General features: G+C 69.3%; 14 protein-coding genes. 9 read left to right on the top strand and 5 right to left on the bottom strand.

Annotated elements, in window-relative coordinates:
* Both ASF41_RS09240 and ASF41_RS09235 read right to left on the bottom strand, forming a co-directional pair.
* The gene (locus ASF41_RS09240; protein WP_056213851.1) at nt 1-657 is read right to left on the bottom strand and encodes a DUF47 domain-containing protein; all 657 of its coding nucleotides are present in this window, start codon (nt 655-657) and stop codon (nt 1-3) included.
* Nucleotides 658-758: 101 nt separating this feature from the next.
* Nucleotides 759-1,199 (bottom strand): Lrp/AsnC family transcriptional regulator, encoded by a 441-nt coding sequence (locus ASF41_RS09235; RefSeq protein ID WP_056351430.1) that lies wholly within the window; start codon nt 1,197-1,199, stop codon nt 759-761.
* A 208-nt stretch (nt 1,200-1,407) separates the two neighbouring features.
* Between ASF41_RS09235 and ASF41_RS09230 the strand changes: the two genes are divergently transcribed.
* Nucleotides 1,408-2,664: a D-amino acid dehydrogenase gene (locus tag ASF41_RS09230; protein WP_056492631.1), complete on the top strand. Its 1,257-nt coding sequence runs from the start codon at nt 1,408-1,410 to the stop codon at nt 2,662-2,664.
* A 5-nt stretch (nt 2,665-2,669) separates the two neighbouring features.
* Here ASF41_RS09230 and ASF41_RS09225 read toward each other — a convergent pair whose 3' ends face one another.
* Nucleotides 2,670-3,599: an AEC family transporter gene (locus ASF41_RS09225; RefSeq protein ID WP_056492628.1), complete on the bottom strand. Its 930-nt coding sequence runs from the start codon at nt 3,597-3,599 to the stop codon at nt 2,670-2,672.
* 256 nt (nt 3,600-3,855) lie between these two features.
* Between ASF41_RS09225 and ASF41_RS09220 the strand changes: the two genes are divergently transcribed.
* The 4 genes from ASF41_RS09220 to uraD are packed head-to-tail and all read left to right on the top strand — an operon-like array spanning nt 3,856 to nt 6,662.
* Nucleotides 3,856-5,196 (top strand): MFS transporter, encoded by a 1,341-nt coding sequence (locus tag ASF41_RS09220; RefSeq protein ID WP_056492625.1) that lies wholly within the window; start codon nt 3,856-3,858, stop codon nt 5,194-5,196.
* 34 nt (nt 5,197-5,230) lie between these two features.
* The gene (uraH, locus tag ASF41_RS09215; RefSeq protein ID WP_056213834.1) at nt 5,231-5,722 is read left to right on the top strand and encodes a hydroxyisourate hydrolase; all 492 of its coding nucleotides are present in this window, start codon (nt 5,231-5,233) and stop codon (nt 5,720-5,722) included.
* Nucleotides 5,723-5,772: 50 nt separating this feature from the next.
* Nucleotides 5,773-6,126 carry a hydroxyisourate hydrolase gene (uraH, locus tag ASF41_RS09210; protein WP_056492622.1) on the top strand — a complete coding sequence of 118 codons (354 nt, stop codon included), beginning with the start codon at nt 5,773-5,775 and terminating at the stop codon, nt 6,124-6,126.
* Nucleotides 6,127-6,131: 5 nt separating this feature from the next.
* Nucleotides 6,132-6,662, top strand: a complete 531-nt coding sequence (gene uraD, locus ASF41_RS09205; protein WP_056213827.1) for a 2-oxo-4-hydroxy-4-carboxy-5-ureidoimidazoline decarboxylase — start codon at nt 6,132-6,134, stop codon at nt 6,660-6,662.
* A 6-nt stretch (nt 6,663-6,668) separates the two neighbouring features.
* On the opposite strand, the gene fghA is transcribed toward uraD, so the two are convergent.
* Both fghA and ASF41_RS09195 read right to left on the bottom strand, forming a co-directional pair.
* Nucleotides 6,669-7,502 (bottom strand): S-formylglutathione hydrolase, encoded by an 834-nt coding sequence (fghA, locus tag ASF41_RS09200; RefSeq protein ID WP_056213824.1) that lies wholly within the window; start codon nt 7,500-7,502, stop codon nt 6,669-6,671.
* Nucleotides 7,503-7,746: 244 nt separating this feature from the next.
* On the bottom strand, nt 7,747-8,883 hold the full coding sequence (locus ASF41_RS09195; RefSeq protein WP_056213821.1) for an S-(hydroxymethyl)glutathione dehydrogenase/class III alcohol dehydrogenase: 1,137 nt from the start codon (nt 8,881-8,883) through the stop codon (nt 7,747-7,749).
* A gap of 216 nt (nt 8,884-9,099) precedes the next feature.
* Between ASF41_RS09195 and ASF41_RS09190 the strand changes: the two genes are divergently transcribed.
* The 4 genes from ASF41_RS09190 to ASF41_RS09175 form a co-directional block, all read left to right on the top strand.
* Nucleotides 9,100-9,735, top strand: coding sequence for a DUF938 domain-containing protein (locus ASF41_RS09190; protein WP_056274568.1), 636 nt, complete (start codon nt 9,100-9,102; stop codon nt 9,733-9,735).
* Nucleotides 9,735-10,754: an arsenic resistance protein gene (locus tag ASF41_RS09185; RefSeq protein ID WP_244479605.1), complete on the top strand. Its 1,020-nt coding sequence runs from the start codon at nt 9,735-9,737 to the stop codon at nt 10,752-10,754. Before ASF41_RS09190 ends, ASF41_RS09185 begins: the two co-directional genes overlap by 1 nt.
* Before the next feature lie 258 nt (nt 10,755-11,012).
* Complete coding sequence (locus ASF41_RS09180; protein WP_056492619.1) at nt 11,013-12,677, top strand: OFA family MFS transporter; 1,665 nt, start codon at nt 11,013-11,015, stop codon at nt 12,675-12,677.
* A 1,126-nt stretch (nt 12,678-13,803) separates the two neighbouring features.
* The coding region (locus tag ASF41_RS09175; protein WP_244479604.1) for a transporter at nt 13,804-14,438 on the top strand (635 nt) is incomplete at both ends.

The following is a 14,438-nucleotide window of genomic DNA, read 5'->3' as shown; positions in this document are numbered from 1 at the left end:
CTACACGTTCTCGATCACGATGCCGCTGATCTCGTTGGCGACGTCCTCGAAGCGGTCGACCACGTCCTCGAGGTGGCCGTAGATCTCCGCGCCGATGAGGTAGGCCATCGTGTCGCCGTCGCCGCCATCCTTGCGGTGGGCCTCGTAGAGCGCCTTGAGGCCGCGCTCCTGCAGCTCGTCCGAGCGTCCCTCGACCCGGGTGATCTGCTCGGTCAGGGTGTTGATGCGCCCCGCATGGGTTCCGACGGCCGTGAGGAGGGGGATCGTCTCGGCGGTGAGCCGCGCCGCCTCGATCACGGTGCCGCCCATTTCCTGCATCAGCGGTTCGAAGCGGCGAACCTCGTAGAGGGCGATCGTCTTCACCGTCTTGTTCATCTGGTCGATGGCGTCGTCCATCGACTGGATCAGGTCCTTGATGTCGCCTCGGTCGAAGGGCGTGATGAAGCTCCGGCGCACGGCGAGGAGGACTTCGGCGGTGATCGCGTCCGCCTCATGCTCGCGCTCCACCACCTGCTGGCAGTAGCGCGGAACGGCGTCCCCGCCCTGAAGCACGCCCTGCAGCGCTTCGGCGCCGGCCACCAGGGTGCGCGAGTGCCGCTCGAAGAGGTCGAAGAACCGATCCTCGCGCGGCATCAACGCCTTGAACCAACCCAGCATCCCCGACTCCGGACCCACCCCGCTTGATTAGCCAACTAGGGTTTTTGCGCGCAGGAGACCAGGGCCTTCGCGAGCTTTGCCCTGGTGCGCCGCCCAGGCAATCATCGGCCGATGACGCTGCGGATGGTGAAGCTCGACTGGATACGGGCGACTCCGGGCAGCTTCGAGAGTACCGACCGGTGCAGCCGCTCGTACTCCGCCATGTCGGCGACGCGGATCTTCAGGAGATAATCGGAATCGCCCGTCATCAGGTAGCAATCCTGGATGTCGGGGCAGCGCCGCACGGCCGCCTCGAACCGGTTGAGGCAATCCTCGGTCTGCCGCTCCAGGGCGATCCGGGTCATCACCACCAAGCCGGCGGAGCCGGGCCCGTCGAGGAGCACGGTGTAGCCGCGGATCGTGCCGTTGCGCTCCAGCATCCGCAAGCGCCGCAGGCAGGCGGAGGCCGAGAGGCCGACGCGCTGCGCCAGGGCGGCGTTCGGGATCCGCGCATCCTCGCGGAGGACCCGGATGATCGCGCGATCGATCTCGTCGGGCGGCATCACTGTCCTCGGCCAGCATGTGCAACGATCGTGCATCGTATCGCAGGATCGTGCGTCGGACACCCTTTAAGAGGCGGAACCTGCACCATCTTCGCTGCACCGCTCGCAGGATCGAGTGTCTCTAGTCCGACGAGACCGGAGCGCTCGGGGCCGGGAGCGGCATGGCCCCGCCTGTGCTTGGGATTCCGGGCCTCAGGGGAGACGTGCGATGCGGGTCCTGGTTCTCGGAAGCGGCGTGGTCGGCGTCACCACGGCCTATTACCTCGCCAAGGCCGGTCATGCCGTCACGGTGATCGACCGCCAGCCCGCCGCCGGCCTGGAGACGAGCTTCGCCAATGCGGGCCAGGTCTCGCCGGGCTACTCGGCCCCCTGGGCGGCCCCGGGCATTCCCATCAAGGCGATGAAGTGGCTGATGATGCGCCACCGGCCCCTGGTGCTGTGGCCGACCGTCGAGCCGCGCTTCTATGGCTGGCTCGCGCGCATGCTCGCGAACTGCACCGAGGACGCGTATATCCGCAACAAGGGCCGCATGGTTCGTCTCGCCGAGTACAGCCGGGACGTCCTGCGCGACCTGCGCACCGAGACCGGTATCACCTACGACCACCGGACCCGCGGCACCCTCCAGCTCTTCCGCACGCGAAAGCAGCTCGACCATGTCGGCGACGACACCCGCGTCCTCGATACCTATGGGGTCGCCTACACGGTGCTGGACCCGGCCGGATGCATCGCGGCCGAGCCCGCGCTGGCCGGCGTCCGCGACAAGATCGTCGGGGGCCTTCACCTGAGCGGCGACGAGACGGGCGATGCCCACCTGTTCACGCAGCGCCTGGCGGAGCTGTGCGCGCGGATGGGCGTCCGTTTCCGCTACGGGACGCGCATCGACGGCCTCGAGACCGCGGGCGACGCGGTGACGGGCGTGGTCTGCGGCTCCGAGACCCTGCGGGCCGATGCCTACGTCGCCGCGATGGGCTCCTTCACCCCGGGCCTCCTCCGTCCCCTCGGGCTTCGGCTGCCGATCTATCCCGTCAAGGGATACTCGCTCACCCTGCCGGTCACCGACCCCGACCAGGCGCCGGTCTCCACCGTCATGGACGAGACCTTCAAGGTCGCGCTCACGCGCCTCGGGGACCGGATCCGCGTGGGCGGCACGGCCGAACTCGCGGGCTTCAGCGATGTCCTCCGGGCCCCGCGCCGGGCGACCCTGGAGCGCTGCGTCCGGGACCTGTTCCCCAACGGGGGCGACCTCGCGGCCGCCACGTTCTGGACCGGCCTGCGCCCGATGACGCCGGACGGCACGCCGATCGTCGGTGCCACGCGCTATGCCAACCTCTACACCAACACCGGCCACGGCACCCTGGGCTGGACGATGGCCTGCGGCTCCGGGCGGATGCTGGCCGACCTGATGTCCGGCCGCGCGCCCGACATCGACCATGCCGACCTGGCGCTCGCCCGCTATGCCGCCTGACGCCGTCAGGCGGTGAACCCCTCCAGGATGAGCATCACCAGGGGGATGGCGAGCCCGGCGAGCACCGTCTGCAGGGCGAGGATGCCGGCCATCAGCGGCGCGTCGCCCCCGAGCTGCCGGGCCATGATGTAGGACGAGGACGCCGTCGGCAGCGACTGGAACAGCAGGGCGGTGGCGGCGGCCGGCCCGTGCAGGCCGGCGGCGAGGCAGGCCAGGATCGTCACCGTCGGCATCAGCACGAATTTGGCGACCGACGCGATGACGACCGGACGCAGCCAGGTCCGGACGCTACGGGGATCGAGGGCGGCGCCGACGCAGAGGAGACCGAGCGGGAGGGAGGCCTGCCCCAGGGCCTTCAGGGTGGGCTCCAGTCCCGGCGGCAGCCCGAAGCCCGTCGCCTGCAGGGCGATCCCGATGCCGCAGGCGATCACCAGGGGATTGAGAAGGAGCTGGCGGAGGATCGCCCGCGGCGCCAGCCGCCCGCCCGAGCCGAAGCGCGCGAAGACCAGGACGCACAGGATGTTCACCGTGGGCACGATGGCCGCGTTGGCGACCGCCGCCAGGGCGATTCCCTGCAGGCCGAACAACCCCGCCGCCGCCGAGACCCCGACATAATTGTTGAAGCGCACTCCGCCCTGAAACACCGAGGTGAAGGCCGCTCCGTCGAGGTCGAGCCGCGGCCGGATCGCGAGCAGCATGAGCGCCACCGCGAGGGTCGAGGCCACGAGGACGCCCGCCAGGGCGAGGACGGGCACGCCGTCCAGGCGCGCGGTGGCCAGTCCGTGGATGAACAGCGCCGGCAGCAGCACGTAGTAGCCGAGGCGCTCGGCCTGGGCCCAGAACGACTCGGCCACGAGGCCGTTGCGGCGCAGCAGCACGCCGAGGCCGATCAGCAGCGCGATCGGCACCAGGGCGAGGATGACCGTCGCGCTCACGCGGCGGGCCGGAGGACGCTGGAACCGGCGGTGATAGATAAGCGCATGGATCGCAACTCGGGGGGAGACGACGGCCAGCTGTACGTGAGGTGGGTTGCGGAAGAGTACCGGGGCGGGTGCGTTCCTAGGGGCGCGGGGCATGGCCATCCCCAGGCATCGCGGGGAACGGGCCTGCCACACCCGTCGCCATGGCCCTCGATTTGCATCATTTTGATGCATCGTCCCGGCTCGAATCGCCGGGACTGCGGATTGTCTGATGGCGCTCGAACAGCCCTCGCCGGCCGGACTCGACGAGACCTATCGCCGGATCACCTGGCGGCTGCTGCCGTTCCTGATGTTCCTCTGGGTCCTCTCCTGGATCGACCGGGTGAACATCGGCTTTGCCAAACTGCAGATGCTCGCCGACCTGAAGTTCAGCGAGACCGTCTACGGCATCGGCGCCGGGATCTTTTTTATCGGCTACTTCCTCTGCGAGGTCCCGAGCAACCTCCTCCTCGAGCATATCGGCGCCCGCAAGACCATCGCGCGCATCACCCTGCTGTGGGGTCTCTGCTGCGTGGCGATGATGTTCGTCACCACCCCCGGCCTGTTCTACGTCCTGCGTTTCCTCCTGGGGGTGTTCGAAGCGGGCTTCTATCCGGGCGTGATCCTGTTCCTGACCTACTGGTACCCCACCGAGCGGCGCGCAAAGGTCTTCGGGCTGTTCATGTCGGCCTCCGCCATCGCGGGGGTGATCGGCGGACCGCTGGCCGGCACGATCATGACCGGACTCGACGGCGTGAACGGCTGGTCAGGCTGGCAGTGGGTCTTCCTCCTCGAAGGCATCCCGTCGATCCTGGCCGGCCTCGTCACGCTGTTCTATTTGACCGACCGGCCGGAGAAGGCCGGCTGGCTGACCCCGGAGCAGCGCGCCCTGGTCGCGGCCGACCTCGCCCGCGACGCGGCGGCCCTCGGCCCGCGGGAGCATCGCATCCTGGCCTCGTTGCGGGATGTCCGGGTCTGGCAATGCATCGCGATCTTCTTCTGCATCATCACCGCCAACTCGGCCCTGACCTTCTTCGGGCCGAGCGTGGTCCGCGAGGCGGGCTACACCGACCCGTTCACCATCGGCTGGATCATGTCCGGCGCCTATCTCTGCGGCGCAGCCGGGATGATCCTCAATGGCCGCCACTCCGACCGCTCCGGCGAGGCGCGCCTCCATTGCGGCCTCCCGGCGCTGATCGGCGCCGTGGCGATCGCCCTCCTCGGGTGGCTCGTCCCGATCAGCCCGGCGCTGTCGATCCTCGCCCTCACGGTGGCGATCGTCGGCACCATGAGCGCCATTCCGGTCTTCTGGCAGATCCCAGGCCGGTTCCTCGCCGGTTCGGCCGCGGCGGCCGGCATCGCGCTGATCAACGCGGTGGCGAACCTCGCCGGGTTCGGCGCGCCGGCGGTGATGGGCGCCCTGCGCGAGCAGACCGGCTCTGCCGCCACCGGCCTCTGGATCGTCGCGGGCTTCGAGGTCGCGACGCTCCTCCTCATCCTCGCCTTCGTCCCGCCGGAACCCGGAGCCCTGGTCCGGCGGGCCGCGGCACGCGCCGCCCACGAACCTGCCTGAACCCGAACCCCGCACCCGTCGAGAAGGACACGCCATGGATCGACCGGCCCTCACGCGCCGAAGCCTCGTCGGCGCTGGTCTCGGCGCCGTCGCCGCCACCGGCGCTCTGGCGCAGGCCGCGCCCGCCCCGCCGAGGGCCCTGGCGACGGCGCCGAACTCCCAGGCCGGCCTCGGCCCGCGCCTGACCCTGCACGCCATCGACAACTTCCACGGCACGCCCGGCGCCGGCATGGTCTGCGACCTGGCGATCAGGGAGGGCGACGCCTATCGGACGCTCAAGACCGTGACCACCGCCGCCAATGGCCGTCCGGCCGAACCGCTCCTGGTCGACGAAGCCCTGAAGGTCGGCCAGTACGAGTTGCTGATGCATTTCGAGGCGTATTTCGCCAAGGCCGGCGTAGCGCTGCCGCAGCCGAATTTCCTCAGCCTCGTTCCGGTGCGCTTCGTGATCCGCGATGCGGGGCAGCGCTACCACCTGCCGGTGCTGTTCACCCCCTGGGGCTACTCCTACTATCGCGGCAGCTGACGCGCCCGCGGCACCCCTTCAGCGAGATTTCCTTCCGGAGCCCGATCGACATGGCCGGCATCACCACACACGTCCTCGACGCGGATCGCGGCCGCCCGGCGCCGGGGGTGCGCATCGACTTCTCCGTGAGGGAGGGCGACGCATGGCGCCTCGTGAAGAGCGTCGTCACCAATGCCGACGGGCGCACCGACGCACCGATCCTGCCAGCCGCCGAGGCCAAGGTCGGTCAGTACCAGCTGGAATTCCACATCGACGCCTACCTGAAGACCAAGCCCGGCGTGACCGAGGCCGACATCTTCGTCGACAATCCGGTGGTGCGCTTCGCGGTCTTCGATGCCGGGCAGCGCTACCACGTGCCGATGCTGTGCGCGCCGGGCACCTGCGCCACCTACCGGGGCAGCTGACGGCGATGGTCGATTCCGGAAAGCCCGATCTCGCCGCCATCAACCGGCTCGATGGGGCCGGCTTCGTCGTCCGGTTCGGAGGGGTGTTCGAGCATGCGGCCTGGGTCGCGGAGCGCGCCCACGCGCACGGGCCCTTCGCCAGCCTCGACGACCTGCACGCGGCCATGATGCGGGCCGTGCGCGCCGCACCGACCGAAACCCGCATCGCCTTCCTGAACGGCCATCCGGAGCTCGCCGGGCCCGAGGCGCGGGCCCGCAGCATGACGGCGGATTCGGCGAGCGAGCAGGGCAGCGCCGGGCTCGACCACATGCCCGCCGCCGACGCGGAAGCCTTCGACCGCCTGAACGCCGCCTATCGCCGCCGCTTCGGCTTTCCCTTCATCATCGCGGTCCGCGGCCGGGCGCGGGCCGAGATCCTGGCGATCTTCGCGGAGCGCCTGCAGCGCACCCCCGCGGAGGAAGAGCAGGCCGCCCTCGACGAGATCGCACTGATCACCCGGATGCGGCTCGACCGCCTCGTCGCCGCATCCGGGTGAGGCAGTTCACTTCAGGCGGGCGGCGGCCCAGGCGATGTGGTCGGCCATGAAGGTGGAGATGAAGTAGTACGAGTGGTCGTACCCCTCGCGCATGTTGAGGGTCAGGGGAATGCCGGCGGTCTTGCAGGCCTCTTCCAGGAGCCAGGGACGCAGGCCGTCGTCGAGGAAGCTGTCGGCGGTGCCCTGGTCGACCAGGAACTCCGGGAAGCGCTTGCCGTCCTCGATCAGCGCCGTGGCGTCGTGGGCGCGCCACGCGGCGGTGTCGGTGCCGAGATACTTTTCGAAGGCAGGCTTCGACCAGCCGGCCGTGGAGGGCTGGGCGATCGGCGCGAAGGCCGAGCAGGACTTGAAGCGGTCGGGATAGGTGAGGGCGATGGTCAGTGCACCGTGGCCGCCCATGGAATGGCCGAAGATGCCCTGGCGGGACATGTCGGCCGGGAACTCCTGAGCGATGAGGGCGGGCAGTTCCTCGGTCACGTAGCTCCACATCCGGTAGTTCGCGGCGTAGGGCGCCTGGGTGGCGTCGAGGTAGAAGCCGGCGCCGGAGCCGAACTGCCAGTTGCCCTCTTCGTCGGGAATGCCGGGGCCGCGCGGGCTGGTGTCGGGCGCCACGATGATGACGCCGTGCTCGGCCGCCGCCTTGCGGTACTCGCCCTTGTCCATGACGTTGGCGTGCGTGCAGGTCAGGCCCGAGAGGTACCACAGCACCGGCACCGGGCCGGCCTCGGCCTGCGGCGGCACGAACACCGCGAAGGTCATCGGGCAGCCCGTGGTCCGGGCATCGTGCTTGTAGACGCCCTGCGTGCCGCCGTGGGCGCGGGCCTTCGAGAGGGTTTCCATGTGTACTCTCCTGCTTAGGGCTCAGAGTCCCGTTCCGGGGCTGGGAAAGGGTGCGATGTCGGGCCCCTGATAGAATGGTCGGTCCGCGCCCGTCCCTCTGCCTCTGCGGGAGAGGGCGGCCCGCGTCAGCGGGTCGGGTGAGGGGAGCACCGGTCCCGGAGAGGTCGCCCCCTCTCCCGCCTGCTCCGCAGGCACCCTCCCCCGCGAAGGGGGGAGGGACCGGACACGATCTGTCCCGATCGGATCAGTAAACCACCACCGACCGGATCGACTTGCCCTCGTGCATGAGGTCGAAGCCGTGGTTGATGTCCTCGAGCGGCATGGTGTGGGTGATCAGGTCGTCGATGTTGATCTTGCCCTCCATGTACCAGTCGACGATCTTCGGCACGTCGGTGCGGCCGCGGGCGCCGCCGAAGGCCGAGCCCTTCCAGACGCGGCCGGTGACGAGCTGGAATGGACGGGTCGCGATCTCCTTGCCGGCCTCGGCCACGCCGATGACGATCGACTCGCCCCAGCCGCGGTGGCAGCACTCGAGGGCCTGGCGCATCACGTTGACGTTGCCGGTGCAGTCGAAGGAGAAATCAGCGCCGCCGCCGGTCACGTCGAGGATCGCCTGGACCACGTGATCGTTGCCGACCTCCTTCGGGTTGATGAAGTGGGTCATCCCGAACTTGCGGGCCATCTCCTGCTTGTCCGGATTGATGTCGACGCCGATGATCTTGTCGGCCCCGACCATCCGGGCGGCCTGGAGCACGTTGAGGCCGATGCCGCCGAGGCCGAACACCACGACGTTGGCGCCGGGCCAGACCTTGGCGGTGTAGATCACCGCGCCGATGCCGGTGGTGACGCCGCAGCCGATGTAGCAGATCTTGTCGAAGGGGGCGTCTTCGCGGATCTTGGCCAGCGCGATCGCCGGCAGGACCGTGAAGTTCGAGAAGGTCGAGCAGCCCATGTAGTGGAACAGGGTGTTGGACCCGCCCGGGCTGCCGCCGGTGGAGACGCAGGAGAAGCGGCTGGTGCCGTCGGGCATCACGCCCTGGCCCTGCGTGGAGCGGATCGCGGTGCACAGGTTGGTGCGCTGCGACAGGCAGGACTTACAGTTGCGGCATTCCGGGGTGTAGAGCGGGATAACGTGGTCGCCGGGCTTCAGCGCGGTGACGCCGGCGCCGACCTCGCGGACGATGCCCGCGCCCTCGTGGCCGAGGATCGCCGGGAACTTGCCCTCGGAATCGAGGCCCGACAGGGTGTAGGCGTCGGTGTGGCAGATGCCGGTGGCCATCAGCTCGACGAGAACCTCGCCGGCCTTGGGTCCCTCGATGTCGATGGTCTCGATCGTGAGAGGCTTCTTGGCCTCCCACGCGACCGCGGCGCGCGTCTTCATAGCAGTGTCCTTAGAGCTGTGATGATCACGGACGGCGGCGATGGATGCCGGCGCTTCGTCTCGCGGCACCCGAAAGGTGGCAAGGCGAACGGCCCGAAAATCTGAATGGTGTTTGATGCCTCCGGCGTCGAGATGCAACAGGCGTGCTCCGTCGTTTGCGCCAGGGTTGCGAATTTGGAATGACGGTCGCCGCGACGCGGCCGGAACGGAGGGACGATGAAGGATTGGGATAGGGGGCGTGAGGCGCTCATCGCGCCGGCGGCGGCGCGCAATCGTGCGGCGATCCTCGCCGTCCTGCGGGACGTCCTGCCCGAGACCGGCACGATCCTCGAGATCGCCAGTGGATCGGGCGAGCACGCGGTCCATTTCGCCGCCGCCCTGCCGGCGCTCTCGTGGCAGCCCAGCGACCCCGAGCCGGCCTATCGCCGCAGCATCGCGGCGCATGCGGAGGCCGCAGGTCTCGCCAACCTGCGGCCTCCCCTCGATCTCGACGCCGCCGCGGCCGCCTGGCCGATCGCGCGCGCCGACGCCATCCTGTGCATCAACATGGTCCATATCGCGCCGTGGTCGGCCACGGAAGGGCTGATGGATGGAGCCGCCCGCACGCTTGCCCCGGGCGGCGTCCTGTTCCTCTACGGCGCCTTTCGCGAGGGTGGCCGCCACACCGCCGAGAGCAACGCCGCCTTCGACCAGGACCTGCGTGCGCGGGATCCGCGCTGGGGCGTCCGCGATCTCGAGACCGTCGCGGACACGGCCGCGCGGCGCGGCCTGCGGCACGAAGCCCGCATCGGCCTGCCGGCGAACAACCTGGCGCTGGTCTTCCGTCGCCCTGCGTCGGCGGCCTCGGCCTGATGCCCGCAGAGTCCCAGGCCCCGCACCCGCGGGACCGCATCGAAACCCTGCGCGACGCCCTCGAAGGCCGCCAGATCGAACTCTCCCTTGCGGCCGCCGCCGCAGGGGCCGTCACGGCCCTGACCGTGCCGGGAACGGCGGCGTTGGAAGGAGGGATCAACCCGGCCCTGGCGCTGATGCTGTTCGTCACCTTCCTGCAGGTGCCCCTGCGGGCGCTGGCTCACGCCTTCACCCGCGGCCGCTTCCTGGCGGCGTTGATGGTCGTCAATTTCCTCGCGATCCCCCTGTTGGTCGCCGGGCTCACCCTCTTCCTTCCCGCCGACCCGATGCTGCGTCTCGGCGTGCTGATGGTGCTGCTCACGCCGTGCATCGACTACGTGGTGACCTTTGCCCATCTCGGGGGCGCCGATGCCCGGGTCCTGCTGGCCTCGACCCCGGCCCTTCTCCTCGCCCAGATGGCGCTGTTGCCGATCTACCTGACGCTCTTTCTCGGCGCGGACGCGGGACGGTTCGTGCAGGTCGGCCCCTTCCTCCACGCCTTCGTCTGGCTCATCGCGCTGCCCTTGGCCGCGGCCGGTGCCGTCCAGGTCTGGAGCGGACGGAGCCGCCTCGGGCGACGGGCCGCGGCCGGGCTTAGTGTGCTGCCGGTCCCCGCGACGGCCCTCGTCCTCTTCGTCGTGGTCGCGGCGGTCCTGCCGCAGCTCGGCGCGAGCCGGGACGCGGCCGCACGGACGGTCCCGGTCTACCTGGCCTTCGCCGCATCGGCTCCGCTCATCGGCTGGGGAGCCGGGCGCGTTTTCCGGCTCGACGCGCCCACCGGGCGGACCCTGGCCTTCAGCGCCGCGACCCGGAACTCGCTCGTCGTCCTGCCCCTGGCCTTCGCGGTTCCGGGCGGGGTGCCCCTGCTGCCGGCCGTCATCGTCACGCAGACGCTGATCGAACTCATGAGCGAGCTGGCCTACGTCCGGATGATCCCGCGGCTCGGACGTCCGTCGATCCGATCCGCGTCCGCGCCCTAAAAACCCCTTCGCCGCGCTGTTCGGAACGGGCGGCGCGCGGCGACGGCCCTGGGATCGCGGACGGGACTCACCCAGGGTCACGGCCAGGGGCGATCGAAACCGGATCTGCGATCGGCCGTCGAAATCGGGATCGAACACCTGACAGGGTAAGCAAATCGTTCGGCGCCTGCCGCGAACACCATCGCACCACGTTTCCCGACATGCTTTAATCCAAAGAAACCGCTGCATCGCGGTGTATCTTCGGGAGCAATGCCTGGAATGGACGTTCGCGTTTCAGACGCGTCCTTGTCGGACGCACGCACGCCCGGGTGGCTGTCCCGCGAAGCGATCGTCGCCAAGCCCGGCTTCAACCGATGGCTGGTCCCGCCGGCGGCCCTGGCCATCCATCTCTGCATCGGCATGTCCTACGGTTTGTCGGTGTTCTGGCTCCCCCTGTCGAGGGCGCTGAGCGTCGGCCAGCACGCGCCGGCGGCCTGCCCGGACATGAGCATCGCCACCGCCCTGGTCACCACCACCTGCGACTGGCGCGTCAGCGACCTCGTCATCGTCTTCTCCATCGGCATCGTGATGCTCGGGCTGTCGGCGGCGGTGTTCGGCGGCTGGCTGGAGCGGGCCGGCCCCCGCAAGGCCGGCCTCGCAGCGGCCCTGTGCTGGGGCGGCGGGTTCCTGATCGGCGCCCTCGGCGTCTACGTGCATCAGCTCTGGCTGATCTGGCTCGGCATGGGCCTCGTCGGCGGCATCGGCCTCGGCCTCGGCTACATCTCGCCGGTCTCGACCCTGGTGAAGTGGTTCCCCGACCGCCGGGGCATGGCCACCGGCATGGCCATCATGGGCTTCGGCGGCGGCGCCATGATCGGCTCGCCGCTGGCCACCCTGCTCATCAACACCTTCAAGACCCCGGATTCCGCTGGCGTCTGGCAGACGCTGGCGGTGATGGGCGGGCTCTACGGCGCGGCGATGCTCTGCGGCGCCTTCGGCTACCGCGTGCCCCCGGCCGGCTGGCAGCCGGAAGGCTGGACCGCGCCGACGGCCAAGAGCGCGATGATCACCTCGGGTCACGTCCACCTGGACCGGGCCCACAAGACCCCGCAGTTCTGGCTGCTCTGGGCGGTGCTCTGCCTCAACGTCTCCGCTGGCATCGGCGTGCTCGCCCTCGCGTCGCCGATGCTGCAGGAGATCTTCGGCGGCGCGCTGATCGGCCAGCCGGGTGTCGGCTTCGGCCAGCTCGATGCCGGCCAGAAGGCCCAGATCGCGGCGGTCGCGGCCGGCTTCGTCGGCCTCCTGTCGCTGTTCAACATCCTCGGACGCTTCTTCTGGGCGTCCATGTCGGACAAGATCGGCCGCAAGGTGACCTACGCCACCTTCTTCGCCCTCGGATGCCTGCTCTACGCGGGCGCACCCTGGGCGGCGTCGATCGGCTCGAAAGCGCTGTTCGTGACGTTCTTCTGCGTGATCCTGTCGATGTACGGCGGCGGCTTCGCCACGATTCCCGCCTACCTCGCCGACATCTTCGGCACGCAGTTCGTCGGTGCCATCCACGGGCGGCTCCTCACCGCCTGGTCGACGGCCGGCGTGGTCGGTCCCTTCGTGGTGACGGCGATCCGGCAGGCGCAGGTCGATGCCGGCATCCAGGGGGCGGCGCTCTACACCCGGACGATGTACATCCTGGCGGCCTTCCTGGCAGCCGGCTTCGTCGCCAACCTCCTGGTCCGGCCGCTGGCGGCGCGCTGGTTCATGAGCGACGCCGCGCTCGCCGCCAGCGCGAAGGGCGGGAACGCCACGGCAGCGGGGCGGACGAGCGCTCGCGGCATCGGCCGGGGCGGCGTCACGCCCCTCGCGATCCTCGCCTGGATCGCCGTCGGCGTCCCGATCGCCTGGGGGATCTGGAGCACGGTCTCGAAGGCGATGATCCTGTTCGGGTAAGGGCCGCACCGGCCACCCCCGGCGAAACGCCGAAGGTCCCGACCCGGCGACCGGTCGGGTGATCCGCCGCCCCCCGACGTGAGACCCTTGTCCGAAGGCGCAGCCCGGCCGGCGGGGAAGTCGGCGTCGTCCGCCCACTCGATGCCCTCCGCCGGCTCCGACGCGGCGGACTCGTCGGCCAGCGGCAGATTGGTCCGGACGACACCTCGGCGGATCGGGCCTGCAGCGGACGAGGCCGCGTCCATCGGAGCCTCCCCGGTCTCGTCGTCGGAAGCGAGACGACGATGCGCAGACATAGATCAGTGCCGCGGCGCTCGGAGCAAAGCCCTCCACGAGGCCGGCGGCGCTGGCGACGGCATTGATCCGGATCGCCGCCCGAAGGAATAGCACCATAATTCCTGTCGTGCTGTTCTCTGACCTCGACAATGACTATTTTCGTGCAAACTTTCCTTCTGTTTTGCGACAAACCACTGCCCATCACCGTTTCTGACGAAATACGGAGATACTCATGATTTTTATTCTCAAATACATTTCTAATTCGACAATCTAACTCATTGAATCTTGTCCTGTAACCTTTTCAGATTTCCGCTTTTCCAGCATAGGATGGCTCTAAGCTGTGTTTTAAAGCCACACCCACCGGGATAATACAAGCACAGGCTTTTTCGGTGTAGAAGACACACCTCTCGGTTGTCTAGATAGGGCGCGCCGCGTTGTCGCTGCACCGTTCTCGGGTGCCGTCCCGCATCGCGACCAGCATCGGGAGTCAGCCGTGATCCGAACGCCATTCAGATTTCGCACCGAAAACGAGACCTACGAAAACTCCGGAGCCGTCCGCAGGTGCGAGGGTCCGCCGACCGGGACAATGGGCGCGGCACCCGCCGTTCGGACGACCCTGCGCGCCCTCCGATCGCTGGCGCGCCGCCTGTCGGCTGCCGTCGCCCTGCTGGCCCTCGCCGGCGCCCCCGCGATGGCGGGGTCCGCGGCCCAGCCGGGCCAAACCATCGGTGCCGCGGCCGGCGCCCAGCTTCCGGTGGGTCTCTACTTCGTCAACACGTCCAGCTTCGGGGTGCGCGACACGCGCCCGCTCGACTCGGAATCGAACGTCAACCTGCCGGCCTTCGTCTGNCCGGTGGGTCTCTACTTCGTCAACACGTCCAGCTTCGGGGTGCGCGACACGCGCCCGCTCGACTCGGAATCGAACGTCAACCTGCCGGCCTTCGTCTGGGCGACGCCCTGGACCCTGTTCGGCGCGCGCCTGAACCTCATCGCGATCCAGCCCGTCGTSGCSTCGAGCCCCCGCGGYACGCCCTACCAGAGCGGCATCGGCCAGCCGCTGCTGGCCGGCCAGCTTGCCTGGAACCTCGGCAACAATTTCGGCGTCAGCTACCTCTTCGGCGGCTACCTGCCGATCGAGACCCGCTTCCTGACCCAGAACGCCTCCCTGAGCCACCGCTTCGCCGCCAGCTACACCGGGGACGGCCTGAACCTCACGGCCAACCTGCTCTACGGGATCTTCCTCGACCCGATCTCGCCGCAGGGCGGGGTCTATCCCGACTATCTCAACCTCGATCTCACCGCGACGAAGAAGTTCGGCAAATGGGAGGTCGGTCCCGTGGCCTTCGCCTCCACCGACCTGCCGACCCGCTTCCCCGGCTATCGCCGCCAGGGCCAGATCGCGGTGGGCGGCCTCGTCGGGTACAATTTCGGCCCGGTGAACCTGCAGGCCTACGTCACCCAGGACGTGGTCGAGCGCAATTACGG

The organism is Methylobacterium sp. Leaf111 (genome assembly GCF_001423285.1).
Lineage (GTDB): Bacteria > Pseudomonadota > Alphaproteobacteria > Rhizobiales > Beijerinckiaceae > Methylobacterium.
This window is presented reverse-complemented; position numbering and strand designations above follow the sequence as displayed.